The 24271-nt window shown below is 41.6% G+C and carries 22 protein-coding genes and 1 pseudogene; 13 read left to right on the top strand and 10 right to left on the bottom strand.

The window, feature by feature from the left end; genetic code table 11:
• Window positions 1-221: 221 nt before the first annotated feature.
• On the bottom strand, window positions 222-1016 hold the full coding sequence (locus tag F9Y84_RS13710; protein ID WP_147391176.1) for a thioesterase family protein: 795 nt from the start codon (window positions 1014-1016) through the stop codon (window positions 222-224).
• A 343-nt stretch (window positions 1017-1359) separates the two neighbouring features.
• Between F9Y84_RS13710 and dnaK the strand changes: the two genes are divergently transcribed.
• Window positions 1360-3282 (top strand): molecular chaperone DnaK, encoded by a 1923-nt coding sequence (dnaK, locus tag F9Y84_RS13705; protein WP_147391175.1) that lies wholly within the window; start codon window positions 1360-1362, stop codon window positions 3280-3282.
• 153 nt (window positions 3283-3435) lie between these two features.
• Complete coding sequence (gene dnaJ / locus F9Y84_RS13700; protein WP_125253487.1) at window positions 3436-4572, top strand: molecular chaperone DnaJ; 1137 nt, start codon at window positions 3436-3438, stop codon at window positions 4570-4572.
• Window positions 4573-5098: 526 nt separating this feature from the next.
• Here dnaJ and F9Y84_RS13695 read toward each other — a convergent pair.
• Window positions 5099-5272, bottom strand: a complete 174-nt coding sequence (locus F9Y84_RS13695; RefSeq protein WP_168756765.1) for a hypothetical protein — start codon at window positions 5270-5272, stop codon at window positions 5099-5101.
• A gap of 278 nt (window positions 5273-5550) precedes the next feature.
• Between F9Y84_RS13695 and ybaK the strand changes: the two genes are divergently transcribed.
• From ybaK to F9Y84_RS13675, 4 genes are all read left to right on the top strand, one after another.
• Window positions 5551-6009, top strand: a complete 459-nt coding sequence (gene ybaK / locus F9Y84_RS13690) for a Cys-tRNA(Pro) deacylase (RefSeq protein ID WP_125253489.1) — start codon at window positions 5551-5553, stop codon at window positions 6007-6009.
• Between the two features lie 615 nt (window positions 6010-6624).
• Entirely contained in the window at window positions 6625-8880 is a 2256-nt protein-coding gene (locus tag F9Y84_RS13685; protein ID WP_147390955.1) for an acyl-CoA dehydrogenase, read from the top strand.
• 272 nt (window positions 8881-9152) lie between these two features.
• Entirely contained in the window at window positions 9153-10094 is a 942-nt protein-coding gene (locus tag F9Y84_RS13680) for a phosphotransferase (protein WP_147390954.1), read from the top strand.
• Window positions 10095-10925 carry an EamA family transporter gene (locus tag F9Y84_RS13675; RefSeq protein WP_147390953.1) on the top strand — a complete coding sequence of 277 codons (831 nt, stop codon included), beginning with the start codon at window positions 10095-10097 and terminating at the stop codon, window positions 10923-10925.
• A gap of 21 nt (window positions 10926-10946) precedes the next feature.
• Here the strand turns inward: F9Y84_RS13675 and F9Y84_RS13670 are convergent, their stop codons facing one another.
• Together F9Y84_RS13670 and F9Y84_RS13665 are read right to left on the bottom strand one after the other, a co-directional pair.
• Window positions 10947-12593, bottom strand: a complete 1647-nt coding sequence (locus F9Y84_RS13670) for a S8 family serine peptidase (protein WP_147390952.1) — start codon at window positions 12591-12593, stop codon at window positions 10947-10949.
• A 159-nt stretch (window positions 12594-12752) separates the two neighbouring features.
• Window positions 12753-13802, bottom strand: coding sequence for an ABC transporter substrate-binding protein (locus tag F9Y84_RS13665; protein ID WP_147390951.1), 1050 nt, complete (start codon window positions 13800-13802; stop codon window positions 12753-12755).
• Between the two features lie 239 nt (window positions 13803-14041).
• Between F9Y84_RS13665 and F9Y84_RS13660 the strand changes: the two genes are divergently transcribed.
• Window positions 14042-14437 carry a cytochrome b562 gene (locus F9Y84_RS13660; RefSeq protein ID WP_125253495.1) on the top strand — a complete coding sequence of 132 codons (396 nt, stop codon included), beginning with the start codon at window positions 14042-14044 and terminating at the stop codon, window positions 14435-14437.
• 61 nt (window positions 14438-14498) lie between these two features.
• Here F9Y84_RS13660 and ykgO read toward each other — a convergent pair whose 3' ends face one another.
• Both ykgO and F9Y84_RS13650 read right to left on the bottom strand, forming a co-directional pair.
• The gene (ykgO, locus tag F9Y84_RS13655; RefSeq protein WP_080672543.1) at window positions 14499-14636 is read right to left on the bottom strand and encodes a type B 50S ribosomal protein L36; all 138 of its coding nucleotides are present in this window, start codon (window positions 14634-14636) and stop codon (window positions 14499-14501) included.
• Between the two features lie 5 nt (window positions 14637-14641).
• Window positions 14642-14899 carry a type B 50S ribosomal protein L31 gene (locus F9Y84_RS13650; RefSeq protein WP_125253496.1) on the bottom strand — a complete coding sequence of 86 codons (258 nt, stop codon included), beginning with the start codon at window positions 14897-14899 and terminating at the stop codon, window positions 14642-14644.
• Between the two features lie 531 nt (window positions 14900-15430).
• On the opposite strand from F9Y84_RS13650, the gene F9Y84_RS13645 reads away from it, so the two are divergent.
• Entirely contained in the window at window positions 15431-15685 is a 255-nt protein-coding gene (locus tag F9Y84_RS13645) for a hypothetical protein (RefSeq protein WP_125253497.1), read from the top strand.
• A 344-nt stretch (window positions 15686-16029) separates the two neighbouring features.
• Here F9Y84_RS13645 and F9Y84_RS13640 read toward each other — a convergent pair whose 3' ends face one another.
• Window positions 16030-16683 (bottom strand): DUF6058 family natural product biosynthesis protein, encoded by a 654-nt coding sequence (locus tag F9Y84_RS13640; protein ID WP_125253507.1) that lies wholly within the window; start codon window positions 16681-16683, stop codon window positions 16030-16032.
• Between the two features lie 174 nt (window positions 16684-16857).
• On the opposite strand from F9Y84_RS13640, the gene F9Y84_RS13635 reads away from it, so the two are divergent.
• The 4 genes from F9Y84_RS13635 to F9Y84_RS13620 all read left to right on the top strand — a co-directional run bounded on the left by F9Y84_RS13635 (window position 16858) and on the right by F9Y84_RS13620 (window position 22676).
• On the top strand, window positions 16858-17772 hold the full coding sequence (locus F9Y84_RS13635) for a 4-hydroxy-tetrahydrodipicolinate synthase (RefSeq protein ID WP_128732325.1): 915 nt from the start codon (window positions 16858-16860) through the stop codon (window positions 17770-17772).
• Window positions 17773-17827: 55 nt separating this feature from the next.
• Entirely contained in the window at window positions 17828-19111 is a 1284-nt protein-coding gene (locus F9Y84_RS13630; RefSeq protein ID WP_128732324.1) for a DEAD/DEAH box helicase, read from the top strand.
• A gap of 506 nt (window positions 19112-19617) precedes the next feature.
• Window positions 19618-21387, top strand: coding sequence for a hypothetical protein (locus F9Y84_RS13625; RefSeq protein WP_147391409.1), 1770 nt, complete (start codon window positions 19618-19620; stop codon window positions 21385-21387).
• A gap of 92 nt (window positions 21388-21479) precedes the next feature.
• Window positions 21480-22676 carry an alpha/beta hydrolase-fold protein gene (locus tag F9Y84_RS13620; RefSeq protein ID WP_147391410.1) on the top strand — a complete coding sequence of 399 codons (1197 nt, stop codon included), beginning with the start codon at window positions 21480-21482 and terminating at the stop codon, window positions 22674-22676.
• A gap of 68 nt (window positions 22677-22744) precedes the next feature.
• Here F9Y84_RS13620 and F9Y84_RS22435 read toward each other — a convergent pair whose 3' ends face one another.
• The 3 genes from F9Y84_RS22435 to F9Y84_RS13610 form a co-directional block, all read right to left on the bottom strand.
• Complete coding sequence (locus F9Y84_RS22435; protein ID WP_280177928.1) at window positions 22745-22876, bottom strand: hypothetical protein; 132 nt, start codon at window positions 22874-22876, stop codon at window positions 22745-22747.
• Window positions 22877-22945: 69 nt separating this feature from the next.
• Window positions 22946-23182, bottom strand: coding sequence for a hypothetical protein (locus F9Y84_RS22215; RefSeq protein WP_225740815.1), 237 nt, complete (start codon window positions 23180-23182; stop codon window positions 22946-22948).
• 25 nt (window positions 23183-23207) lie between these two features.
• The gene (locus tag F9Y84_RS13610; RefSeq protein WP_125253511.1) at window positions 23208-23696 is read right to left on the bottom strand and encodes a hypothetical protein; all 489 of its coding nucleotides are present in this window, start codon (window positions 23694-23696) and stop codon (window positions 23208-23210) included.
• Between the two features lie 391 nt (window positions 23697-24087).
• On the opposite strand from F9Y84_RS13610, the pseudogene F9Y84_RS13605 reads away from it, so the two are divergent.
• A pseudogene (locus F9Y84_RS13605) lies at window positions 24088-24271 on the top strand (transposase); the annotation flags it as partial.

Genomic DNA, 24271 nt, shown 5'->3' with positions numbered 1-24271 from the left:
AATCCGTTGGTTTTATTTTTATCTAGTTTGCTTGATGCACTTAAATAATTCAAATATTTAAGGTCGTTGAGGTCGTTGAGGTCGTGAGGCAGCTCGATTGGTGGGCATAGACTTTTTTAGAATAAGCCCAAGCGATGGTTATATGATATTTTGAATTTCTACATTCTAATCAAGCTGCAATTTGGATAAGGAATGCGCCAACTCCTTATCCTGAGTTTAGCTTAATCAAATACCGCAACTGTTTGACGGCTCAGTGCGGCCAATTTACCATCTTGTGTCCAAATCTTTGCATCTTCTATCCCATAGCCGTTGTTGCTGTGGTGTGTAATAGCTTCAAAACCCAGCCAAGATTGAGACGATAGGTCAATATCACTCAGAAACTCAATATACCATGACATACTACTAGCAGGGCTTGGTGCTTTACACATTTGCAGTAGAGTCGGTGGCCACGCATCCGCTAGTGCTAGCACGTGCAGCTCATTCATGTTGGCATTTTGCTGCTTGAACCTCATCCATCCACCTAAATTAGAAGATGCAGCGCCTGAAAAAGGCAATGCTCCTTGCTGGGCATTTAAGGCAACATGTTGGAAAAACGCTGGCATAACACCTTCTTGATACGGTAAAACTGCTGCTGTATTGACTTCCTGTAGAGAAGGGCGTTCATTATTAGAGACAGCAATGGCTGACTCTCTATCTTTGCCAAAACAACCGATAGCAATTAAACATACTTGGCCTGATTGAACTAATTGTGTTTGCATTTGAGTTGCATTTTTGCCGCTACGTAGAATAGTTGTAGATACTGTAAATGGAGTACCTTCAAGCAATGGGCCTACAAAGTTTACACTCACGGAGAGTAACCGACGAGGCTCATCAAGTTGGTGCTTCATGTTTTGTACCGCAATAGCTGCTGACAATCCGCCGAATGCAGTGCGACCTTGACACCAGTTTGCTGGGAAGGTCATTTGTGCTTCTTTCTTTTTTAAGCACGGAGAATGAATAAGTTCATCAAATGTCATGTTGTCATTTCTCATTATTTGCTATGTTTGCAATTAGCATAACTGGTCTAACCAGGTAATCAAGAGAGAAATGTTAGAACCATTATTATCTGGTAACACTAAATCGACGTATTTATTGGTCGCTATAGGTCGATGCTTGAGTAATGGTTTATCAGTTGTCGATTTAAATAAGGCTATTACGAAATAGGCAATAAAAGTTGATTTTTTGAGCGAAATACATGAAACAGGAAAAAAATTCGATTTTTTTTAATTTTTTTTAGTTGTGACGCTTGAATTACAAATTGGCGGCCCTATTTATCAAAGCAACTAACTGAACAACGAATTTTGAAGTCGGAGATGATTCATGGGTAAAATTATTGGAATCGATTTAGGTACTACTAACTCTTGTGTAGCGGTACTTGATGGTGACAAGCCGCGCGTTATTGAAAATGCTGAGGGCGACCGCACAACTCCTTCTGTTATTGCATTTACAGATGACGGTGAAACACTAGTAGGTCAGCCGGCAAAACGCCAGGCGGTGACTAACCCTAAAAACACACTATACGCGATAAAGCGTCTAATTGGTCGTCGTTTTGAAGATGAAGAAGTACAGCGTGACCTTAGCATCATGCCTTTCAACATCGTAAAAGCGGACAACGGTGACGCTTGGGTTGAAGTGCGTGGTGAGAAAAGAGCTGCACCTCAGATCTCAGCTGAAGTTCTTAAGAAGATGAAAAAAACAGCTGAAGACTTTCTTGGTGAGGCAGTAACAGAAGCTGTTATTACAGTTCCTGCATACTTTAACGATTCACAGCGTCAAGCAACAAAAGATGCAGGTCGTATCGCAGGTCTTGAAGTTAAGCGTATTATCAATGAGCCAACAGCAGCAGCTCTTGCTTACGGCATGGATAAAAAACAAGGCGACAATGTTGTTGCGGTATACGACCTAGGTGGTGGTACATTCGATATCTCAATCATCGAGATTGATGAAGTTGAAGGCGAGCACACCTTTGAAGTACTAGCAACCAACGGTGACACTCACTTAGGTGGTGAAGACTTTGATAACCGCGTTATCAACTACTTAGTTGCTGAATTCAAAAAAGATCAAGGCATTGACCTGAAAGCTGACCCGCTAGCGATGCAGCGTGTTAAAGAAGCCGCAGAAAAAGCAAAAATTGAGCTTTCATCTGCACAGCAAACAGAGGTTAATCTACCTTACGTAACTGCTGACGCGACAGGTCCTAAGCACATGAATGTGAAGCTTACTCGTGCAAAACTTGAGTCACTAGTTGAAGACTTGGTTGCGCAATCAATCGAGCCACTAAAGCGTGCATTAGCTGATGCAGATCTGTCTGTAAGCGACGTGAACGACATCATCCTAGTTGGTGGTCAAACACGTATGCCACTGGTACAGAAGAAAGTTGCAGAGTTCTTTGGTAAAGAGCCACGTAAAGACGTAAACCCTGATGAAGCGGTAGCAGTCGGTGCTGCGGTTCAAGGTGGTGTACTTGCGGGTGACGTGAAAGACGTACTACTACTTGACGTTTGTCCTCTGTCTCTAGGTATTGAGACTATGGGTCAAGTAATGACTGCGTTAATCGAGAAAAATACGACTATCCCTACTAAAAAGTCGCAAACTTTCTCAACAGCAGAAGACAACCAGTCTGCAGTAACAATTCACGTACTACAAGGTGAGCGTAAGCGCTCAAGCGATAACAAGTCTCTAGGTCAATTCAACCTAGAAGGTATTCGTCCAGCTCAGCGTGGTGTACCACAAATCGAAGTTACTTTTGATGTGGATGCAGATGGTATCTTACACGTATCTGCGAAAGACAAAGATACAGGTAAAGAGCAGAAAATCACTATCCAAGCTTCTTCAGGTCTAAGCGATGATGAAGTAGAAAAAATGGTACGTGATGCAGAAGCAAATGCTGAAGAAGACAAAAAGTTTGAAGAGCTAGTTGGCGCTCGTAACCAAGCTGATGCGCTTGTTCATGCTACACGCAAACAAGTTGAAGAAGCGGGTGACGACCTTCCTGCTGATGACAAGACAGCAATTGAAGCTGCACTTGGCGAGCTAGAAGCAGCAATTAAGGGCGATAGCAAGGAAGAAATCGATGCTAAGACACAAGCGCTAGCAGAGAAATCTCAAAAGCTAATGGAAATCGCTCAAGCAAAAGCGCAAGCTCAACAAGCTGGCGGTGATGCAGGTGCCCAACAAGATTCAGCGAAAAAAGACGATGACGTAGTTGACGCTGAATTTGAAGAAGTTAAAGACGACAAGTAATTGTAGGTCTTAAAGGAGGGCGCGCTGGCTGTATGGCTTGTCGCGCCCTACGTGTTTGTAAATTAGACTGTTGTCTCGCAATTATTTGCAAGCGACAGGGCTCAATAGAGTCTGCAACGACATAAGTTGCCAAGAAAGAGTAGTGTGATAAAAATGTCTAAACCTGACTATTATGAAGTATTAGGTGTTGCAAGAGACGCCAGTGAACGTGACATTAAAAAGGCGTATAAACGTCTTGCAATGAAGTATCACCCTGACCGTACTGCTGGTAACGCTGAACTCGAAGCGAAATTTAAAGAAGTAAAAGAAGCTTACGAGATATTGACTGATAGTCAAAAACGCCAGATGTATGATCAATACGGCCATGCAGCTTTCGAACAAGGCGGTGGTGCTGGTCATGGTGGATTTGGCGGTGCTGGCGACTTCGGCGATATTTTCGGGGACGTATTCGGTGATATCTTTGGTGGTGGCGGTGGCCGTCGTCAATCAAGACAACAACGTGGTGCTGATTTAAGATATAACCTTGAGTTAAGTCTTGAAGAAGCGGTACGTGGTAAGCAGGTTGATATTCAAGTGCCAACTTGGGTGAGCTGTAAACCATGCGATGGCAGTGGTGCAAAAGCTGGCTCGAAGCCCAAGACTTGTACAACTTGTCATGGTGCAGGTCAAGTTCAAATGCGCCAAGGCTTTTTTGCTGTACAGCAAACTTGCCCAACTTGTCAGGGCACAGGTCAGATAATTTCAGATCCATGTAACAGCTGTCATGGACAAGGGCGTGTAGAAAAAACGAAGACACTGAATGTTAAGATCCCAGCTGGGGTTGATACGGGTGACAGAGTACGTTTATCTGGTGAAGGGGAAGCCGGTGCACATGGTGCTCCAGCCGGTGATTTATATGTACAGGTGAGTGTAAAAGAACACCCTATCTTTGTACGCGATGGCAATAATCTATACTGTGAAGTGCCAATTAGCTTTACAACAGCCGCACTTGGTGGCGAAATTGAAGTCCCGACGCTAGATGGTCGTGCAAAACTGAAAATTCCATCAGAAAGCCAAACTGGTAAAATGTTCCGTATGCGCGGTAAAGGTGTGAAGTCTGTGCGCAGTGGTGCGGTAGGTGACTTAATTTGTAAAGTCGTACTGGAGACGCCAGTAAACTTAAACGAGCGTCAAAAAGCGCTTCTCCAAGAATTTGAAGACTCTATGGGCGAAAATAATGGTAAAAACCGCCCTAAAGCGCAAGGCTTTTTTGACGGCGTTAAAAAGTTCTTTGACGACTTAACGAAGTAGCTTGAATTTCGGATAATCAATGCTGTTCTAGTCGTGGACTTTTGTCCTAACAGCATTGAATGTACGTTTGGTAGCTAGCTTACTTATAATGCCCGCAAATAATGTGGGCATTATTGATTGGAAAGAATATTACGATTCAACAATCAAGATGTGTGTTGGTGCTTTTCCGCAATAACAAACAGCACCACTGATCTTGGCGTGCACGCGAATATTTTTCGTCGCTGTGAGATGGGCACACTTATTACTGCATAGCTGCATGGTTTTCCAATGTTCATACTCTTGACATAAAACTAATATCAATAAGAAGAACCCGACAAGGCAAAACAGATATTTAACTATCAATATTTTCATTACCTTCCACCGAAATAACAGGAGGTGCTTGTCCTTTGCCGTTTGGTTTTTATTCTCCTGAGTGTATTTTGGTCGCAACACTCTACTTGCCGCCAGTAATCTAAGCAGAAGTTGAGCAACAATGTACAAAATCACTTAGGTGGACTCAAAGAGCAGCGCTTGATCCACATTACTACTATGTTGCCATACAAGAATACAGGCTAAGGTGGCTTTGCAGGTGCACAGGGCCTTTATCGCCTGACTCACATTGAGTAACTATGGTGCGTAGCGGCTGCCTTATATCAGTACTAATACCAATTTGACTTAATACTTGCTCAATTTGAAGGAGTAAATCTGACGCTAACAGCATTAAAAATTTCTTATTTAGAACAATTAAGTAGCAAAATTTTTGCCTAGTTATCGACAAGACTTTCTCGCCTCAAAATAGATCACTTAATTAAGCAAATGGATATAACCAAACTGCTACAAAAACAAACTTAAAAAATAAGCAGAGCTGAGATCCTCACCTGAAATCTAGACTTGCTTGTTTGGTATTTATCAGTATAGACAAGATTGACATCTTAAAGAGAAAGCGCATTAATATCAGAATACGTGCGCAATAGTAACAGAAGTGTAAAAGGAAGCTTGATGACTCCAGCGATTAACTTACTCAAAAAGACTAACGTTGAATTTAAAATACTGCAATTTGAGCATGATCCTAACGACAATGACTTTGCAAATGAAGCTGCAACAAAGCTTAACTTAGATAGAGAAAAAGTATTCAAAACATTATTAATAGAGGTTGATGGGCAACTATATGTAGCGGTATCACCAGCAACTAAACAGGTGGACCTGAAAGCATTTGCAAAGGCATGTGAAGGTAAAAAAGCGCAGCTTGCTGAACAGCTGTATGCACAAAAAGTTACCGGTTATTTGGTCGGCGGGATTAGCCCATTTGCCCAGAAAAAACAACTGCCTACATTACTCCACGAAAGTGCTTTGTCATTTGAACAAGTGTATGTGAGTGCAGGGAAACGTGGAGTGGAAGTGGCCATTTCGCCGACAGATATAAAAGCTATTTGCAAAGCAAAAATAGCATGTTTTTAGCGTCACAACTTTGCACAGCGTTTAGTTATCAGTGTGGCTAAGAAACGTTTATTTCATAATGAAGGTAACTTAAGCTTGGGATCAAGCAAAAATCGCCGACTACACCTACCTTAGATTATAGCTTTGGTGCGCTACTATGACGCCCAAAAGACTATTATACCGGATGAATAAGGTGCTCTATTGTAGCTGTTTTTGACGAAATATTATTTGTATAGATGTGATAAGCCATTATTTTTAAGGAGCTAAAACGCTTCATTTATTAGTACCAAGGCGTTGTTGTGCATTGTAAGTTATAGCCAAAAAATAGCGCCATACTGAACAGCATGTTTTGCTACCTCATGATATCAAGCGCCTTCATTTTGGGCGTAAGCTAACATCTACCTCAGCTTCTCTCATGTAACAACGGAGAGCTTCCCTTTTTTAAGCATATTTTTGTCATCGCTCTGCAAAATATTACTTTCAACTTACACGTGTAAGCTATTAATTTTGCAGTCATTTATATTAACCGCTAGATAACTCAGTAAAAAAAGCGTTAAAAAGTGAGATAGAGTAATTGATCTAAACGCATTTTTATGCCGTAATGTAGGTATATTTATCTGGTCGGATGAGTTAATTATGAGCTTAAGAACGAATTTAAGAAAGATCCTCCCAAGCATTTCAATCACAGAACAAGAAGCATTAGATGCCGGTGATGTTTGGTTAGAAGGATCGATTTATCAAGGTAAACCTGATTTTGCAGCACTACGCGCTGTGCCAGAAGCCAAGCTAAGTACTGAAGAACAAGCGTTTTTAGATGGTCCTGTGAAAGAACTCATGGGTATGATAGATGACTCAGAAATTCAAAATGGCAAACACTTGCCAGAGCATGTGCTTGAATTTTTGAAAAAAGAAAGATTTTTTTCACTAATCATTCCAAAAGAGTACGGTGGTCTAGAGTTTAGCCCTTACGCCAACTCAACGATTGTTGGCACGATTGCTACCAAGTCTTCAGCTGTAGCGGTAACCGTTATGGTTCCAAACTCGCTGGGTCCTGGCGAGTTGTTGCTCCACTACGGTACTAAAGAGCAGCAGGCGCACTACCTTCCTCGTCTAGCCAATGGCCGTGATATTCCGTGTTTCGCATTAACAAGCCCTGAAGCGGGTTCCGACGCTGGTGGCATTCCGGATCAAGGCATTGTTACAAAAGGTGTGCACAATGGTGAAGAAGTTCTAGGTCTCGAAATAACTTGGGATAAACGCTACATTACTCTTGCGCCTATCGCAACCGTTCTTGGTCTAGCATTCAAAGTACTTGATCCAGAAGGTTTGCTTGGCGGTAAAAAAGAACTTGGCATTACCTGTGCGTTAATACCGCATGATCACCCGGGTGTGCAGCTTGGTAATCGTCATGACCCAATGGGAATTCGCTTTTATAACGGTACAACCCGCGGTGAAAAAGTCTTTATTCCTATGGACTTTATTATCGGCGGCAAAAAGAATATTGGTCGTGGCTGGCAAATGCTGGTCAGTTGCTTAGGTGCCGGTCGTGGTATTTCATTACCTGCGCTTGGCGTATCGACAAGCCAAGTGGCACTAAAATCGGCATCTGAATACGCGGCTGTCCGTGAGCAATTTGGCCTGTCTATTGGTCAGTTTGAAGGTATTCAGGAAAAGTTGGCGGATATCGCAGGCAAAGCATATTTGCAAGAAGCAATGCGAGTGCTAACTACTGAAGGTTTGGGGATGGGTCTTAAGCCATCAGTAGTGACGGCTATCGCTAAATATCACATGACGGAAACTGGTCGTGACGTGCTTGACTCAGCGATGGATATTCTTGCTGGTAAGGCAATCCAAAACGGTCCGCAAAACACACTTGCAAGCGGTTATGTTGCTCAGCCAATAGCGATCACGGTGGAAGGGGCAAATATTTTGACTCGTAACCTGATGATTTTTGGTCAAGGTGTAATGCGTTGTCACCCTTACTTGCAATCAATGGTAGAGTCAATCCACAGCGAAGATAAGGATGCTGACAGTAAGTTCAGAGGTATTCTGACCAAAACGGTAAGCTACAGCGTTGCAAACAGTTTGCGGGCATTCAAGTACGGTGTGATGCCATTTACTGCTGATGCTAAGTCATCACTACCAGAAGTTCGAGAGTATGAAAAAGCGGCACATAGGCTTGCTGCTAAACTTGCTGTATATGCTGACTTTTCATTACTTGTGTTGGGCGGTAAATTGAAGCAAGCAGAGATGCTCTCCGCCCGACTAGGCGATGTAATGAGTTACCTATATGCGGCAATGGCGTCCATTAAATACTATGAGCAGAAAGTTGCGGTATCTGAGCGTGAGCAGGCGGCTCCTTATTTCCACTACGCAACAAGATACGCGTTAACTAGCGCAGAAGAAGCACTACATAAGTTCTTGGACAACTTCCCTGCGAGCGGTACTCGTAAATTCATGCGTGTAATCACGATGCAGTTTAGTGGAAAGCATATGCCGAAAATAAATGATGACATGGTGCGCGAGCTTGCCGCTGCTGCACAAATGGATACACCATTTAAGGCTCAATTAACCCACCTTGTTAAGCCTACAGCAGGTGACGGACACGATATTAATGAGCAGGCATATAAAGCTAAAATGGGCTGTTTAGATTTACTTGCTAAGGTGAAAAAAGCAGTTCGTCGACGTGAAATCCAACCTGGTGTTCGTTTTGAGCAAACTCTTGATAATGCACTAGTTGCAAATCTTATCAATGAAGAAGAATACGCAAAATTAGTTGACTACAATCGTAAGCGTGAAAAAGCCATTCGCGTAGATGAGTTTGACTTTGATTTAAACTTACTTAATGAGGAAACCGCAAAAGAAGCTGCCAAGCAAGCGGTAAACGAATAAGTTAGTCATTCACTTGTTGGTAAACTTAAAGCCCTTAGCCGATTGGTTAAGGGCTTTTTCATGTTGGGTAAAGATAATAACAGCAGCTATACTAAGAGTCTCACGGCACAATAGCTTGTTTATATTAGGTGACCGAGTGTTGTTGATTTTGACGCTCAGGGCTTATCAAACGAGCAGGCTTTGGGGTTGTGTTTGAATAACTTGGGCGAATAATTAATCAGATAGATTGATTAATTACATTTCAAGTTAAATAACAAAAAGGGTATAACTCAGTGAAAATAATTATTCCTAATGATGTAATTTCTGTGCCCATGTCATTAAAAAGAAATCAGCAACTTTGGAGCGGTTGTGGTGATATGCTGTTTATCAACCATGACGTTGGTAAATTAGCGATAAAAAGAACCAAAGTGCCTAAGCAGGTAACACACCCACGCATTTCACAGTCAGCTGTGGCCTTAAAGAGAAAAGCGCACTCATACCAAGTAGAAAGGCACTTTTATAAGTATCATGCTTGCGAGCTTATACCGCCTTGTAATACCGCGAGTTATTTAGGGGAAGGTGGAGCTAATGGTATGGATTACATTGTATTTAGGGACTTCTCTAGTCAGGGGTTTGTGCAAGTTGATAAACCATCTGAAGAACAAATAATGGCTGTGATTGGCTGGCTTGCCAAGTTTCATGCTCACTTTTTACAAAGCCCCGCAGAGCATGTTTGGGAGCAAGGAAATTACTGGCACCTAGAAACTCGTCCTGATGAATTTAAAAGAATGGCTGATGGTGAAGTAAAGCAAGCCGCCAGTTTATTGCACCATAAAATAAAAAATAGCTACTGGCACACATGGATCCACGGAGACGCAAAATTAGCTAATTTTGCATTTAATGGAGAGCAAGCGCTGGGATTTGATTTCCAATACGTGGGCAAAGGCATTGGAGTTTCAGATTTAATGCTGTTCATTACCTCGGTTTTAGATGAACAAGCACAACTACTTTATGCGGATGACTACCTTAAGTTGTACTTAGATACCTTACGGGTAGAGCTGTTAGGCAAAGCAGCTTCAATAGACGTAGCACAGCTACTTAGCGAGTGGGAAGCGCTTTGGCCGGTTGTGTGGGCTGACTTCTATCGATTTTTGTTAGGCTGGAAGCCTGATCACTTTAAAATTAATAAATACATGAAGTTTCAAACTCAAATTGCTTTACAACAAGGGCGGTAAATGGCGGTTGCCCTACTAAGCGCTTTACACTGGGCTATTTTTGATTTTTTAAGAAAAAGGCTAGCGAGCTATTATAGCGCGGCACAGATGTCAGTGATGTTGAGTATGCTTGTGCTACCAGTCTACCTTGGTTATTGGTGTTTCGTTGATAAGCAGCTACCTGATTGGAACTATTTTAAACCCGCACTAATTAGCGGAGTACTTGCAGCTATTGGTAGCGTCAGCTTTATTCAAGCGTTGGCACAGGGCAGGATGGCATTGATCTTACCTCTGTTATCGGTTACTCCTGCTGTTGCTGGCATTTTTGCTTGGCTATTACTGGGGGAATTATTAACCTTACATCAGTCACTTCTTCTTACGGTGATTGTGAGTGCGTCTTTCATATTGCAAGGTGGCAAATTTATCTTTCAAGAGCCTGGTGCAAAACAAGTAACTATCACATCATTTTGTTGGGGGTTATGTATTGTTTTTGACAAGCAAGCATTACAGTACAGTTCGCTTTCTTTTCATGCCACGTTTATTACCCTAATGGTGCTCATGGTTAACTTCATCTTTCTACGCCCGAGGTATTCATTTCACGAGCTAACAAAGCATACTGGGCTTTGGGGGTTGTCGACGCTTGTGTTTGCCATTGCTGTTATTGCCCAGATGCAGGCATTAAGTGGGCTACAGCCTGGGATGGTGGAGGGGCTGAAAAGAGCCATTGGTATCGTCAGTGCGAGTTTGCTCGGCATGTGGTGTTTTAAAGAACAGCTATCAATAAGAGAGTGGTGGATGATATTAGTTATCTTGATTGCCAGTGTTTTGTTAGCAATGAGTAGTGGTGCTTAAACACCACTACTCATCAAGTTGTTATTTACACTGTGCCACCTTTGTCCAAACATTTGAGTAGATTTCAGGGCTTGCACCTTGTGACCAGTATGTCGCTTTGTACTCGAAGCCTTTGAATGATACTCGGTCACCTTTATAGTAGCGCTTTGTCGCATTCCATTCTTGAATACCTTTACATCCCGTAGGCGCGCCATCTACTGTAACGGAAACAGTTTTTGATGCTGTTTTATTGTTTGCAGCAGTTACAGTTAATGTCACTTGATAAGTACCAGCTGAAGCATAGGTATGTGATGGGTTTGTTTGCGAGCTCGTTGCACCATCACCAAATTGCCACTGGTAGCGACCAGACGTCGATTGGTTACTGAATGTAGCGGTCATACCATCTACAGCAACGCTAAAGTTCGCATTGACAGCGCCTGAGGTATCACAGCCATTCGCAGTTAAATAATCTACAGCAGCTTTCGCTTGGACAATACCGTGACCATAAGACGTATCACGTCCAGCTTGACCTTTATCTTTTGCCGTTGCATTTAACACATTTCGGATTTGCTTGGCTGTACATTGCGGGAATTGACTCCAAACCAATGCTGCAACGCCGGAAACGTGAGGTGTTGCCATCGATGTACCACTAATGCTTCTGTAAGCACCGTTATTCCATGTAGAGTTAACACCAACACCAGGCCCTGCAATTTCAACCTGGCTGTTGTACTGTGAGAATGAAGCTTTAGATTCTGAGCTATCTACCGCAGCAACTGACACAACTGCATCATAAGATGCCGGATAGCTTAGCGAGCTGTTACCGCCGTTACCTGCTGCGGCAATATGTAGCATGCCACGTTGATAACTTTGTTCAAAGGCATTTCGTTCCGCCGTAGAGCTGCCACTGCCTCCTAAGCTCATGCTGGTTACGTTAGCGCCTGCTTGCTCACACTGCTCAATCGCTTTAATAAGATTAGAGCCATATGCCCAACGGCCTTGGTCGTTAAATACTTTAACAATATGCAGACCTAATTGACCTGATGGGTTTACACCAACCACACCTGTTCCATTACCACCAAGCGCTGCTATTGTGCCAGCTACGTGAGTGCCATGTCCGTTGCCGTCATTACTCCATAAACCTGTATCGTAATTACCATAGCCATCATTACCGGTGATCCCAGTATTAGGTAAGTCTTGATGACCTAGCGTGTAGCCTGTATCCATGATACAAACCTTGCGATTACTGCTATAACTATCTGAAACCTGATCAGCCTGTACCATTCTAATCCCATATGGAGTGGCTTCTGCTAGCAAGTCAATTGCAGTCGGCTCTATCGCCGGCAAGTAACGCTTTGGGTCAATCTCAACTTGAGCAATATTCTTATCTTCCTGCAGTTGTTGCATTTGTGCAGGAGATACCTCTGCAACATACGCATTGACACTCGGAAGTGTGCCCAAAGCCGTTGTACCTAATGTTGTGTATGCCGCCTCCGAAAGGAGCTGAGACTTCAAATGCGCGGCTTCAAGATCGTTTAGCTGTAGCGGTAATACGTTAGTTGTGGCGTTATCTTTTAATGTCACGATAACTCGCTGAGTGTCTGCCTGCGCTACTGATGAGAGGCTCGCGCAAACACATACGCTTAACGCCGAAAGCTTGATAAATTTTGTTGCTTTTTTACTGTTTTTCATAAGTCCACCTGTTTTACATGTTGTTTACGTTTGTAACTAAAACAGGTGTTGACATCGCTGTCAATTGGAAGGTGTCATTAGTTTCCAAATTGCATTGTTTATAGTTTTTAATTTCTGTATTTGAATTGATAATTTTAAAAGTATAAATATATGGGTGGCTTATTGTTGTTTTTTTTGCTTTATTGAGTTGTTTATTCCCCGTATTGTAAATTGCTCTGGCTCATTAATGTAACGTGAAAATTCCAGCTGTCCAATAAAGTTTCCATGGATCGCGTTAAAAAGAAGTAAGTTTGACGTGTCTAGTTGTTCGAAAATTGATACTTTTAAATGTCCAATGTAGTTTTGGAATTGATGATAGTGGGCAAGCCTAGTAAGTGTGTAAGCCCCAAGAAGAACATGACCACCTATAGAAACGTCAAGTTGCGGGGCAATATTCTTATCCCAATTAATACCACCTACGACTACTTTTCGCTGCAGTTCATTTGCAGCTTTTAAGGCGCCCATGGCTATTGGATCATTGGCAGCCCATATTGTTGTAATTGATGGATCTCGACGTAACCATGCTGCTGTTATTCTGTACGCTTCTTGTTGTGACCACTGACTGTTTTCTTCAGCGATTAACTCAATCTCTTTATTATGTTCAAGGTAGGCTAGCATGCCCTTCTGTCTATCCAATGCAGCTGCAGTTGCGACATCACCTAGCAGTGCTAACAGGTGTTTAGATGGGGCGGTGGACTTCATTGATTTTCTCGCAAGTTGGTGCATTAACTTAAACCCGGCTTGGAAATTATTAGGTTCAATAGTGCCAATAATTTGATGTCCTGCATTGGCTAGCGCGAGTTCTGCTTCTTTTGACGGGCCGTTTAGCAAAAATATGATTTTTACGTTTGAGGCTGGTATTGATAATAAATAAGGAATAACGCTGGATTTCTCATCTACGACAATAAGGTAGTCTGGCTGATTGGATAATGCTTGGCTTATCAGTTGCTTCATTAAAATATGATTGCGCTCAGCATAGCTAATTTTTAACTCGATATTTAGGTTATTGGCGCTTGCTTGCATAATCCTGCTTACATTACGCCAGAAGTCTCCTGTGGGGTTTTCGTTGGCAAAGCCTGGATTCACAAACGTAACACTGAATCGTGGTGCAGCTAAAGCTATCTTTGAGGTAATTAAGAGCAGGATGAAAAGTACGAGTTTTTTGAACATAAGCCATAGCTGCGAAATTGTATTGATAAGTCAAAAGAACCGTTGCTTTACAAATTATAGCTCATAAATGCGCTTTAGTGACTGTCATTGTCACGCACATCATGTGGCTTAATAAAGGAGGGTCGGGTACTAGTTGTTTTAAGCCAGCTGTTTACGAAGGTACTTAGGTTATCAACAATAAATGTAGCTCTGATTGCATTTGCTTTATACTAAGCGGCAAATCTAATAGGGAGACCCTCATGATAAAAGTAATTTACGCTATCATATTTTTTGTTGCTACTTCTGTCATCGCAAACGAGCAAAGTGACCTGAATAAAACAATGAAAAAGATGGGACATATATACAAATTAGCAGTGCAGTCTGAAACAAAACAACAGATGCAGGTACATCTAGATGAATTTAAGCTACTTGTACGTGAAAGCAAAGCGTTTAATTTTAAGAAAACGGTAGCTTCAGAATCATTAACCGGTCTTGAGCAAGTATTAGAAACTGTGGCGTTAGTTGAGCAGCGACTTGAGTCAGGCGAACTTGATGCTGCACGTCAAAAATTACTGGAAGTCGATAAGTTGAGGAAGAAATATCACGAGCTCCATGAGCCACCAAGCTTTTGGGAACTGTTATTTGGAAACAAGTGATAGTAAAGTCTATTCTAATCAAGTGCCGATCAGCGATGTTGATTGGCACTTGTTTATACATTTAGCGCTTTTTCTTTTTACCCTGTACCGCCTTAAATCTAGGGTTAGTTTTACAGATCACATACACTCTGCCTCTTCTTTTCACAACTTGACATCCTGGCCTATTTTTAGCGCTTTTAAGTGAGCTTAAGACTTTCATGATTTTTATCCTTTTTTAGACGCTAAATTTTTAAAGCGACGATTAAATTGCGCAACGCGGCCATCACTTGCAACAAGTTTTTGCTTACCTGTATAGAAAGGGTGAGAAGCGCTAGACACATCGATCGGAAAATAGGGATAAGTATTACCATCTAACTCAATCGTTCGGTCAGTTTTAATAGTGGATCCCACGATAAAGTATTTGTCTACAGATGTGTCATGAAAAGCAACAAGTTGATAGTCAGGGTGAATATTTGGTTTCATTACAACGATTCCTACATTTATGTGTTGTTATACTATATCAAATATAAATTAAATAAAAACTATTCTCAACAACTAAATTTTGATGAGATGATATTTACAGCATAATGGTTGTTTTATCGTCGCTACAAACATGAAACTGAACGTATCTTGAGCAGTTAAAAAAAAGGGGGTTACTTTCCTCAAAATTGCCTGATATAACTAATGCTGTATAACAGATCATTATGATATGCGTATCAAAAAATTAGCGTAGTGCAGGTATATTGTTCATACCTGTTTTTACGGTAATTTGATTCGAAGCCATATAAATGTAAGGGCAGTTTGCATAACGACATTATTATTAGTCAAAAGCTTTTACCGAAGCTAGGAGTGGACTTTATCCTCCCGACTTGTTGGTGGAAGAATGTAACTCGTATTACGTACATCGTGCGTGGTATAAAGCAGTAGCCTCATAAATAACTAAAACCTAGTACAATGGTTTGCAACAGAGCATCGTTGTTGACCGATATAAATACAGATAAAAGAGCATTCATTATGGATAAACAAGCTGAATTAGATAACTCAATTTTAGCTAAACTGCAAAGCAGCGATGACTCTGCACTACAGCAAGAGCTGGATTCTTTGTCTTGTACACACAGCGATATTGTGACGCTATTAGCGCAGTATCAGACACTTAGCGAGCAAGAAGATGAATTGTTTGATGCTTGGTATGACAGTTTATGTGAAGATCAATTGAAAGTATTAAAAGCGTTTGAGATTATTCGTGCGCATATTGAGCAGCAAATATAGCCACAGCTTCTCTCGCTGTAATTACAAACGACCAATACCAAGGATTAGTGTTTAAGAAAAGTGCTATCGACAAGGCTTCAAGCTCCAGAAACAGCACATCTATTCGTGCTGTTATCAATAATTCATCAGAGCTTTAGACAATCACTGTTTTATTCGCTTGAAGCTAGCAGCAGTCTGTAGGTTGCAACCGCCCATAGAGGGAGTTAGGCGATAAAGTGTCTTGTACCCGAAGAAGTACAAATTGGTATCTGATTTGTTCCAAGAAGTATTTAATTTTTGCTAGCAAGACGAAGCCCCTCTTTTGACGCTCAGCGAAGTCAGTTAAGTATGATATTAAATTTACGCTACTTTATAGACAAATCATACTTACGGATTAACTGATCAATGTACTTTGACCGTAGCGACTCAGTTTGCTCAGCTTGAGTGTTTGCTGCTAACGCTTTGTTGAGTAATTTCATTGCATTGTGCACTTGTTCTCGTTGCTCAGCTGCAATATTACTAGCTGTTCTGGCTTCTGTAATGTCGTCAATAATGGCACGGCCTAAATCAATATACAGCGCTTCTTCAATGAGCCCATTTTGGCTGATAACGCCGTATTTACCACACAAAAACTGTTGCCACACCTGCTGAACATGTTCAACTAAATCATCACTAAACGACGGATCTTCAGTATAAAAGCCTTTTTCTACACATCTACCCAATGCGTCACAATATTTTTGTCTAAAAAGTTCAAAGGCATTACTCGATTGATCTATTTTGTGTTTTTGTATCAATTGACCCCAATTTAATAAGCCGCGAGCGTAAAAGTCGGTGTACTCTTCGCATTCATAAAGTCCGAAGTAAGAACTACACTTTATTTGGTTCTGAATGCTGTAGCTTGGGTTAGGAAAAAGACTCAGACTTTGCCATTCGGCCAGTCGGTCTTCGGTAATTTTTAAGCTACTGCTCAGCTCAGCAGTGGTATAAAAGTGCGTATTTAAAAAATGTGACAATCCCATAAAGTTAACTGGATGGATATACAGTGGATGTAATTCTGATGGATCTTTACACAAATAACAAGTGTGCAAAGGCAAAATTAATCAGTTTTAATTGATTTCCATGATTTTATGGGTCGGATCTCCGTCGTATTTATGGTAAAAATGGCGGTTAACAGAATGAGTAATAGAAAAACCATGTATCATATCCAATCAATAAAAAAATCGAGCTTAATCACAGCAATTAAAACGCCTTATACCATGGCGGGCGAAATAGATTTAGATACCTTTGATAAATTGGTGGAAGCCCAAATTACGAACGGTGTAGACGGTATCGTAGTTGCGGGTACGACTGGTGAAGGTCAACTAATGAACTGGGAGGAGCACTTGATGCTGATTGCTCACTCAGCGAATAAGTTTGGTGATAGATTATTAATTGTTGGTAATACAGGAAGCAACAACACCAGAGAAGCAAAAAAAGCAACTGAATATGGCTTTGCTTCAGGCATGCACTGCGCGCTTCAAATTAACCCTTATTACGGCAAAACTTCGATTACAGGCGTGAAAGCGCATTTAAACGAGGTGTTAGAAATCGGTCCGGCCTTTATCTACAACGTGCCGGGTAGAACGGGGCAAGATCTTACCCCCGACATTATTGAACCGCTTGCAAATCACAAGCACTTCGTTGGCATGAAAGAGTGTGCCGGTGATGCTCGTATCGCTCATTATGAGGCAATGGGGATTGCTTGTTGGTCTGGGAATGATGATGAGGCTCATGATAGCCGCCATAAAAGCCAGTCCCACGGTGTTATCTCTGTGACGTCAAATTTGGTACCAGGGTTATTCCGGCAATTAATGGACGCACCGAATGACGCGCTTAACAAATCTTTGCTTCCACTAATGAAGTGGTTATTCTGCGAGCCAAATCCAATCGCGATTAATTCCGCTTTAATCATGACCGCAGCGGTAAAGCCCGTATTTAGATTACCTTATGTGCCGCTTTCTGTTGCACAGCAACAAGAGGGGATTGCGCTTCTTTCGCAATTGAAAGAAAGCGATTTTATTGGCGCTACACCAAAATTAATCGACGAAACGCTGCTTAAGTTTTGTTAAAAGCCCGTTTGTCATTTATAATCTGCGACCGTTTTTGATTCGGTCGTAGGTTATTATGGCAACGTTTTCTTCATTTAGTTTCGCACAGCCTCTTTTAGATGCGCTGCAAGACATCAATTTTCACACATTAACGCCAATTCAGCAGGCCGCAATTCCTGCCATTCGTCAGGGCAACGATGTGCTCGCTACAGCGCAAACTGGAACAGGGAAAACCGCAGCGTTTGCATTACCTATTATCCAAAAATTGCTAGAGACTGAGTCGCAGCTAACACCTCGTGCGCTTATTCTGGCTCCAACTCGAGAACTTGCTGAGCAAATCGCCAATAATTGCGCTACGTTTGCAAAATATACAGACTTAAAAGTGCAAGCGCTTTTTGGTGGAGTCAATGTTAACGGCCAAGCTGAGCGTTTAAAACAGGGAGTTGATATTCTGGTCGCTACGCCAGGTCGCCTGTTAGATCATATCCGCCTTGGTAATGTTGCTTTGAACACAGTAAAGTATCTCGTGCTGGATGAAGCTGACCGTATGCTCGACATGGGCTTTATCACAGACATGCAAAAGGTAATTGCATCGGTAGATGAGAACAAGCAGTTGTTACTATTCTCGGCGACTTTTCCGTCAGCGATGAAGCAATTTGCCAAACAAGTCCTGAATCAACCTAAGCTTATTCAGGCAACACCTGACAATAGCACTGCAGAGACTGTTCGCCATGTTGTATATCCAGTCAAAGAAGAGCGTAAACGGGAGCTACTCTCGGAACTAATTGGTAAAAAGAATTGGCAACAGGTGTTGGTATTTGTCAACATGAAAGAAACAGCGGACAAACTGGTTGAAGAGTTAAAGCTCGACGGGATTGACGCGAATGTTTGTCATGGTGATAAAACTCAAGGAGCCCGTCGCAGAGCGCTAAGGGAATTTACTGAGGGTAAAGTGCGTGTGATGGTCGCCACTGAAGTAGCAGCCCGCGGCCTTGATATTGTTGGTTTACCACGAGTAGTGAACTATGACGTCCCTTATCTGGCTGAAGACTATGTACACCGTATTGGTAGAACAGGACGTGCAGGGCAGTTTGGTTACGCCATTACTTTTGTGAGCCGTGAAGAAGAGTCGGATCTGATCCATATCGAGCAGTTAATTGAACAGCAGATCTCGCGTTACTACTTACCAGGGTATGAAGTCGCTAATCGGGAAAAACTAGTGGAAACAATTCAGAAAAAGCCTGCACATCAACGTCGCAAAGCTCGTGTGAACAAGCCATCGAACCAAGCAAGTGCAGAAGCTCGATTAAAAAACCGTTCTCGTATTGCAAATGTGCGCAAGCAGCAGAAGCAAAAATAATCGTTAGTTAATTCACTTCAGCAACAACGCCAGTCTTTATGCTGGCGTTGTTGAGCTTACTCAGAGTGATACTTCCTTAATATTTACTCAATTTGAGTGATTAAATCAGCTGCTAATGGCAGAACAGATAAACAGTTTTCTTTACGGTTACAGAGACTATCGTTGATAGCTGGACACGACATCAGTGTTATCGACAAGGCCTTTGCGTCTCAAATGGGGCGCTTTTCGTAAAGTAAGTAGGTATAGTAGGTTCTAATATAGTAGAATGTTCGAATACAACACAGCTCTGATGTAATACCAATTTGACTTAATACTTGCTCAATTTGAAGGAGTCAATCTGACGCTAACAGCGTTAAAAATTTCTTATTTAGAACAACTAAATAGCAAAATTTTTGCCTAGTTATCGACAAGGTTTTCTCGCCTCAAAATAGACCACTTAATTAAGAAAATTGGTATAAAAGAGCGTCATTCATAATTTAGCGTTGAATCGATAACAAGGAAAAGAGATGTATTCGAGTTTTTTCGCACAGCTATCCGCTTGTTTAATTTTTAGTAGTGTACTTTTCACACACCCTGCCATGTCTCAAACTGCTCGGGTACTATCACCAACAAATGATGCTATTGGTGTTTTTCCACAGCGAGGTGGGGTTGCAGATCCGGTTGTTTATCTTAAAACTCGTAAAAAAGCGTTGTTTTTTGTACGTGAAAAGCGCTGGCAACAGGCGTTACCTCTATTACAAAGCTTAACATCGTCTTATAAAGATGATGGAGATACTTGGTACCTACTTGGGTTGACGCAGATGCAATTGGGGCATCATGAGCAAGCGATAGTCGCTTTGAAAAATGCACTGACGCTTGGGGTAAACGTAACCAATATCCCAAATGCTTCACGCCCTTCAAACGACATCATGATAAAAGTGTCGGAGGCTTATGCACAGCTTGGGAATATAGAGCAAGCACACGAGTGGCTAAGAAAATCTCTGTCAGCGAGATATGATGAGCGCAGCAGTATAGCGGGAAAAGCCGCATTTGATGCTATCAAAGATAATACGCAATTTCAGATATTGGCAGGACAGTACAAAGACCCCACACTAACACGGGTGCAACAATGGCGTGCTGATTTGGAATTTTTACTTGCTGAAATTAATCGCTTACATATAAATGAAATGGCTGGCACCAACGCTGAGCTGGTGGCATTGGCGAAGAATTTACACGCGGATATACCAAACCTTAATGACCAGCAAATTGTATTTAGAATGATGGAACTAGTTGGCACCTTAGGTAATGGCCATAACCTTATCGTACCAACCTTTGGAGAAAAAGGTAATTTCAGCCGTTTGCCAGTGCAGTTTTACGTATTTACAGATGGACTCTATATCGTTGATGCAACACCAAATTACTCTGCTTTGATAGGTCAAAAAGTCATGGCTTTTGAGGGCACTTCTAGCGAGGAGGCAATCGCAAAAGCAGCAAAAATAAACCCTCGTGATAATGAAATGCAGCAGCTTTGGTTAGCGCCTTATTATTTAGCTATGCCTGAAGTGTTAACTGGGTTAGGTATTGCTGATAGTACAAATAAAATTACTATCACAGTTCAAAGTACTGATAATGTTACAGAAAAAATTCATCTTGAGGGGCAAGCATTTGCATTTAGTGGTTTGCCCACACTTCCAAAAAATCATAAAAATGCGCCAGAGTACCTACAGCATAAAGACAAGCACTACTGGCAATACTTAAATAAATCTAATGGGGTACTACAGGTACAGTTTAATGCAGTGGCACAAATGAAAACACAGTCGCTAGCCCAATTTAGTAAGACGTTAATCGACACGGTTAAACAGGATGGAGTAAAGCATTTAGTACTGGATTTACGGCACAACAGTGGCGGGAACGGCTCTATTTTACCGCCTTTACTTAAAGCGTTAATTTACTTTGAGGCAGCAAAACCTGATGGCAAACTATTTGTTATAATGGGTCGCAATACATTTTCGGCTGCTCAAAATTTACTGACCAATATAAATCTTTTCACTGATGCTATTTTGGTTGGTGAGCCAAGCGGTTCTAGACCTAATCATGTCGGTGAAGCTGGGCGGTTCAAGTTGCCTTATAGTGGGGTATTTGGTCTGATTTCATCTCAGTTTCATCAAACATCTCGTGCGGAAGATCACCGTATATGGGTACCGCCACATATGCCTATACTACCTGATTCGAAAAGTTACTTTGCAGGTATTGATCCTGCGATAAACGCTATTTATCGGCTATTAGATAATTTATGAAGATAACAGCTTCATTTGGTTGAGATCTATCCTATCAATCCCTTTTTCTATATGCTAGCTTTACCAATAAAATCATATAAATGGAATAATAAATGATAATTGGTAAAGCGGCTCAATGGTTTTTCACGGTTTTTTTTGTAGTTTTTCTCTCGTGTTCTGCAATGGCTCAGGACACTCAAAAAGCAAATAAAGAATACGATCGACACACAAAAACGCTAAACTCAATAGTGCTCGGTGAAACGCGCACTGTTACGATACAACTTCCTAAAAGTTATCACACCAATTCTAATAAAACATATCCTGTAATATATCGCCTTGACGGTAAAGGGAGCCTTCCACTTATGAGTGCAGTGCTTGCACGTTTGCAAAAGGCAAGCGTCTCTGCTGCACCTGAGGTCATAATTGTTGCTATTGAAAATACAGAGCGGTTGCGAGATCTTTATCCAACAAAAAACAAAGAGCCAGCAGGCCCGATGAACATGGGCGGTGGCGCACCAAAGTTTTTAGAGTTTATCGAGACAGAGCTTATTCCTTTTGTAAATAAGAAGTACCGCACTCACGATTTTAAAGTGATTGCCGGCGCATCGGCAGCTGGTACTTTCGTACTCTACGCGTTGCAGACTAAGCCTACGTTATTTCAAGGCCACATAGCATATAGTCCAGCGGTATGGTGGAATTTTGGTGCCACCGCAAAAAGCACCAAAGCATTTATATCCAAAACCAAGCAATTAAATAACTTTTTATTTATTGCAATTGGCGAAGAGGGGGGCGTGATGCGCGAACGGTATGAAGATATGGCGCACTTTTTAGCTGATAACAAACCTGTAGAGCTGCGTTTTTTCAGCGAGGCTTACGATAATGTCCCTCATGGGCTTGTCTCTAGCGCCGGTATTTTTAGTGCGTACCAAAAGCTGTTTTTTCCGACCCAAATGCCAGTTCGTGCTTATAACGGCGAATTGAGCTCCATTAATGAGTATTATCAGCAGCTATCCGTTCAGTATGGCGAAGTGATTGAGCCTCAAGAATCGACGATAAGAGGGCTCGGCTATCACCATGTGAGTACGGGTAACGTGAAAGAAGCAATTAAGTTGTTTAAGTATGGCATTTCACGCTATCCACATAATGCAGACGCATACAACGGTTTAGCTTACGGTTATGAAACCGATAAACAATATCGAGCATCGTTAGAGCAAGTAAACAGAGCGCTAGCATTATCATCGAAGGATGATGATGGCTACGATGTTTTTGTTGCTCGTAAAGAGCGATTAACTAAGTTACTTGGTGAGTGAGATTTCAAATACGTAAATAGACCACGCAAGTATTTGACTTGGTCTATTTGCTGGGTATTTAGTGCTACTTAAAAATAGTGGCGAATACGTTTAATTTTTTCGCCGCTAAACTCAAACAGTGTCACAAGCTTTTGCTTATTTTCTTTTTCATTCGTGTTACCTTGCTGATCAATGCAAGGGTGTAAATACTCAACGGTCACTGCATTAAGGCCTTCAATGATGTTTGTTACTTGGATATCGCACTTTGTGTATTGGCCTAGATAGCTGAGTCAGCCCGCCTTATATTCTTCTTTTGATAATATGTCATTAAACCTAGGATGCTCGAATGTGGCATCGGGTGTTAAAAGCATCAGTAGATTGGTAACATCAGATTCTTTTGAATGTTGGTGTTCAACGGCTTTTTGGGCGTAAAAATAAGCGTTGACCTTGTCACTCAGCGCTTCTGCAGAGCAAGCACTTGAAACAAGCATGAATGGTAGCAGTGCATATAGCGCTTTCATTTTCATTATGATTTTCCCTAATTTATTGTTTTTACTCTGTATAGAATGCAGCGTTTCGACCGGGAAACGCAAGTTTAGAAAATGGCCACGCCGTTTTTAACCAATGAGTAATTGTTTGATAGAGTAGGTCATCCAATGCTATATCTTCTGACCCTATCCACAGATACACATCACAATCAAAATCTGAAGATTGAGGCGGATCGATATAGACACAACCGATATACCTTTCACTGTGTCTGGTGTAAACCGCATAAGCAAATGCTGCTCGCGACATGAATTCTTCCCTGTGCGTGGCTAAACTTGCAATGTTTTCCTCAAAAGTCATAGAAGCTTTTGGCCAGTTTGAACTTGGGCCAAATATGCCCTGTAAGCGTGGTTGATTAGCCATCACCAATTCATAATCTGCAGTCGCAATTTGCTCGTCTAGCACGGTAAAAGAAAAATGAGATGTGCTAACCCTTTTTGGTGGTTCAAAAGAATCGGGAATAAAGGGCTGACCTTGTTTTTGTTGCTTAGTCACTGTTACTGGCACTCATTAACAACGGAAGCTTTTTCATCGAAGCATCTCTTTTATAATTAGTTACAGCACGTTATCATTTGGTTGTAGCCAATACAATTACAAAAGCCATAAACTCAGTGACACATCGGCTAGGAACATAACCAGTACTTTGGCTTCGTAACACTCATCGATAAAGAAGAAAACCAAACAAAAACCAAACAAAACCAAAGACACCCAACAAAACCAAAGACACCCACCACTAAATTGTGCCTTTTTTAAAAGTCGGCTACGCTTTAACTCTGCACTCAACACGAAAACCAAAGAAAACCAAAGACACCCACCACTAATTTGTGCCTTTTTTAAAAGTCGTCTACGCTCTAACTCTGCACTCAAGGATTGAGGAAAACAAACGATGGCGACTGCCCGTAAAAACCAAATCAGCTTAACAGATACCAAATACTATCACTGTATCTCCCGCTGCGTTAGACGTGCGTATTTATGCGGTGAAGATAAACTAACTGGAAAATCCTATACACATCGCCGTGATTGGGTTGAAGAAAAGCTCCTGATGTTAGCTACCGTCTTTTGTATCGACG

Source organism: Pseudoalteromonas peptidolytica, from assembly GCF_012641745.1.
Classification (GTDB): Bacteria; Pseudomonadota; Gammaproteobacteria; order Enterobacterales; family Alteromonadaceae; genus Pseudoalteromonas; species Pseudoalteromonas peptidolytica.
Note: the sequence above shows the minus strand (reverse complement) of the source record. Positions and strands in the feature narration are given on the sequence as shown.

Coding starts and splice junctions, on each gene's coding strand:
- F9Y84_RS13685 (WP_147390955.1), top strand. CDS start 6,625: ATGAGCTTAAGAACGAATTTAAGAAAGATCCTCCCAAGCATTTCAATC.
- F9Y84_RS13625 (WP_147391409.1), top strand. CDS start 19,618: ATGTATTCGAGTTTTTTCGCACAGCTATCCGCTTGTTTAATTTTTAGT.
- F9Y84_RS13635 (WP_128732325.1), top strand. CDS start 16,858: ATGTATCATATCCAATCAATAAAAAAATCGAGCTTAATCACAGCAATT.
- dnaK (WP_147391175.1), top strand. CDS start 1,360: ATGGGTAAAATTATTGGAATCGATTTAGGTACTACTAACTCTTGTGTA.
- F9Y84_RS13620 (WP_147391410.1), top strand. CDS start 21,480: ATGATAATTGGTAAAGCGGCTCAATGGTTTTTCACGGTTTTTTTTGTA.
- F9Y84_RS13650 (WP_125253496.1), bottom strand. CDS start 14,899: ATGAAACCAAATATTCACCCTGACTATCAACTTGTTGCTTTTCATGAC.
- dnaJ (WP_125253487.1), top strand. CDS start 3,436: ATGTCTAAACCTGACTATTATGAAGTATTAGGTGTTGCAAGAGACGCC.
- F9Y84_RS13630 (WP_128732324.1), top strand. CDS start 17,828: ATGGCAACGTTTTCTTCATTTAGTTTCGCACAGCCTCTTTTAGATGCG.
- F9Y84_RS13640 (WP_125253507.1), bottom strand. CDS start 16,683: ATGGGATTGTCACATTTTTTAAATACGCACTTTTATACCACTGCTGAG.
- ykgO (WP_080672543.1), bottom strand. CDS start 14,636: ATGAAAGTCTTAAGCTCACTTAAAAGCGCTAAAAATAGGCCAGGATGT.
- F9Y84_RS13670 (WP_147390952.1), bottom strand. CDS start 12,593: ATGAAAAACAGTAAAAAAGCAACAAAATTTATCAAGCTTTCGGCGTTA.
- F9Y84_RS22215 (WP_225740815.1), bottom strand. CDS start 23,182: ATGAAAATGAAAGCGCTATATGCACTGCTACCATTCATGCTTGTTTCA.
- F9Y84_RS13695 (WP_168756765.1), bottom strand. CDS start 5,272: ATGCTGTTAGCGTCAGATTTACTCCTTCAAATTGAGCAAGTATTAAGT.
- ybaK (WP_125253489.1), top strand. CDS start 5,551: ATGACTCCAGCGATTAACTTACTCAAAAAGACTAACGTTGAATTTAAA.
- F9Y84_RS13645 (WP_125253497.1), top strand. CDS start 15,431: ATGGATAAACAAGCTGAATTAGATAACTCAATTTTAGCTAAACTGCAA.
- F9Y84_RS13675 (WP_147390953.1), top strand. CDS start 10,095: ATGGCGGTTGCCCTACTAAGCGCTTTACACTGGGCTATTTTTGATTTT.
- F9Y84_RS13665 (WP_147390951.1), bottom strand. CDS start 13,802: ATGTTCAAAAAACTCGTACTTTTCATCCTGCTCTTAATTACCTCAAAG.
- F9Y84_RS13660 (WP_125253495.1), top strand. CDS start 14,042: ATGATAAAAGTAATTTACGCTATCATATTTTTTGTTGCTACTTCTGTC.
- F9Y84_RS13710 (WP_147391176.1), bottom strand. CDS start 1,016: ATGACATTTGATGAACTTATTCATTCTCCGTGCTTAAAAAAGAAAGAA.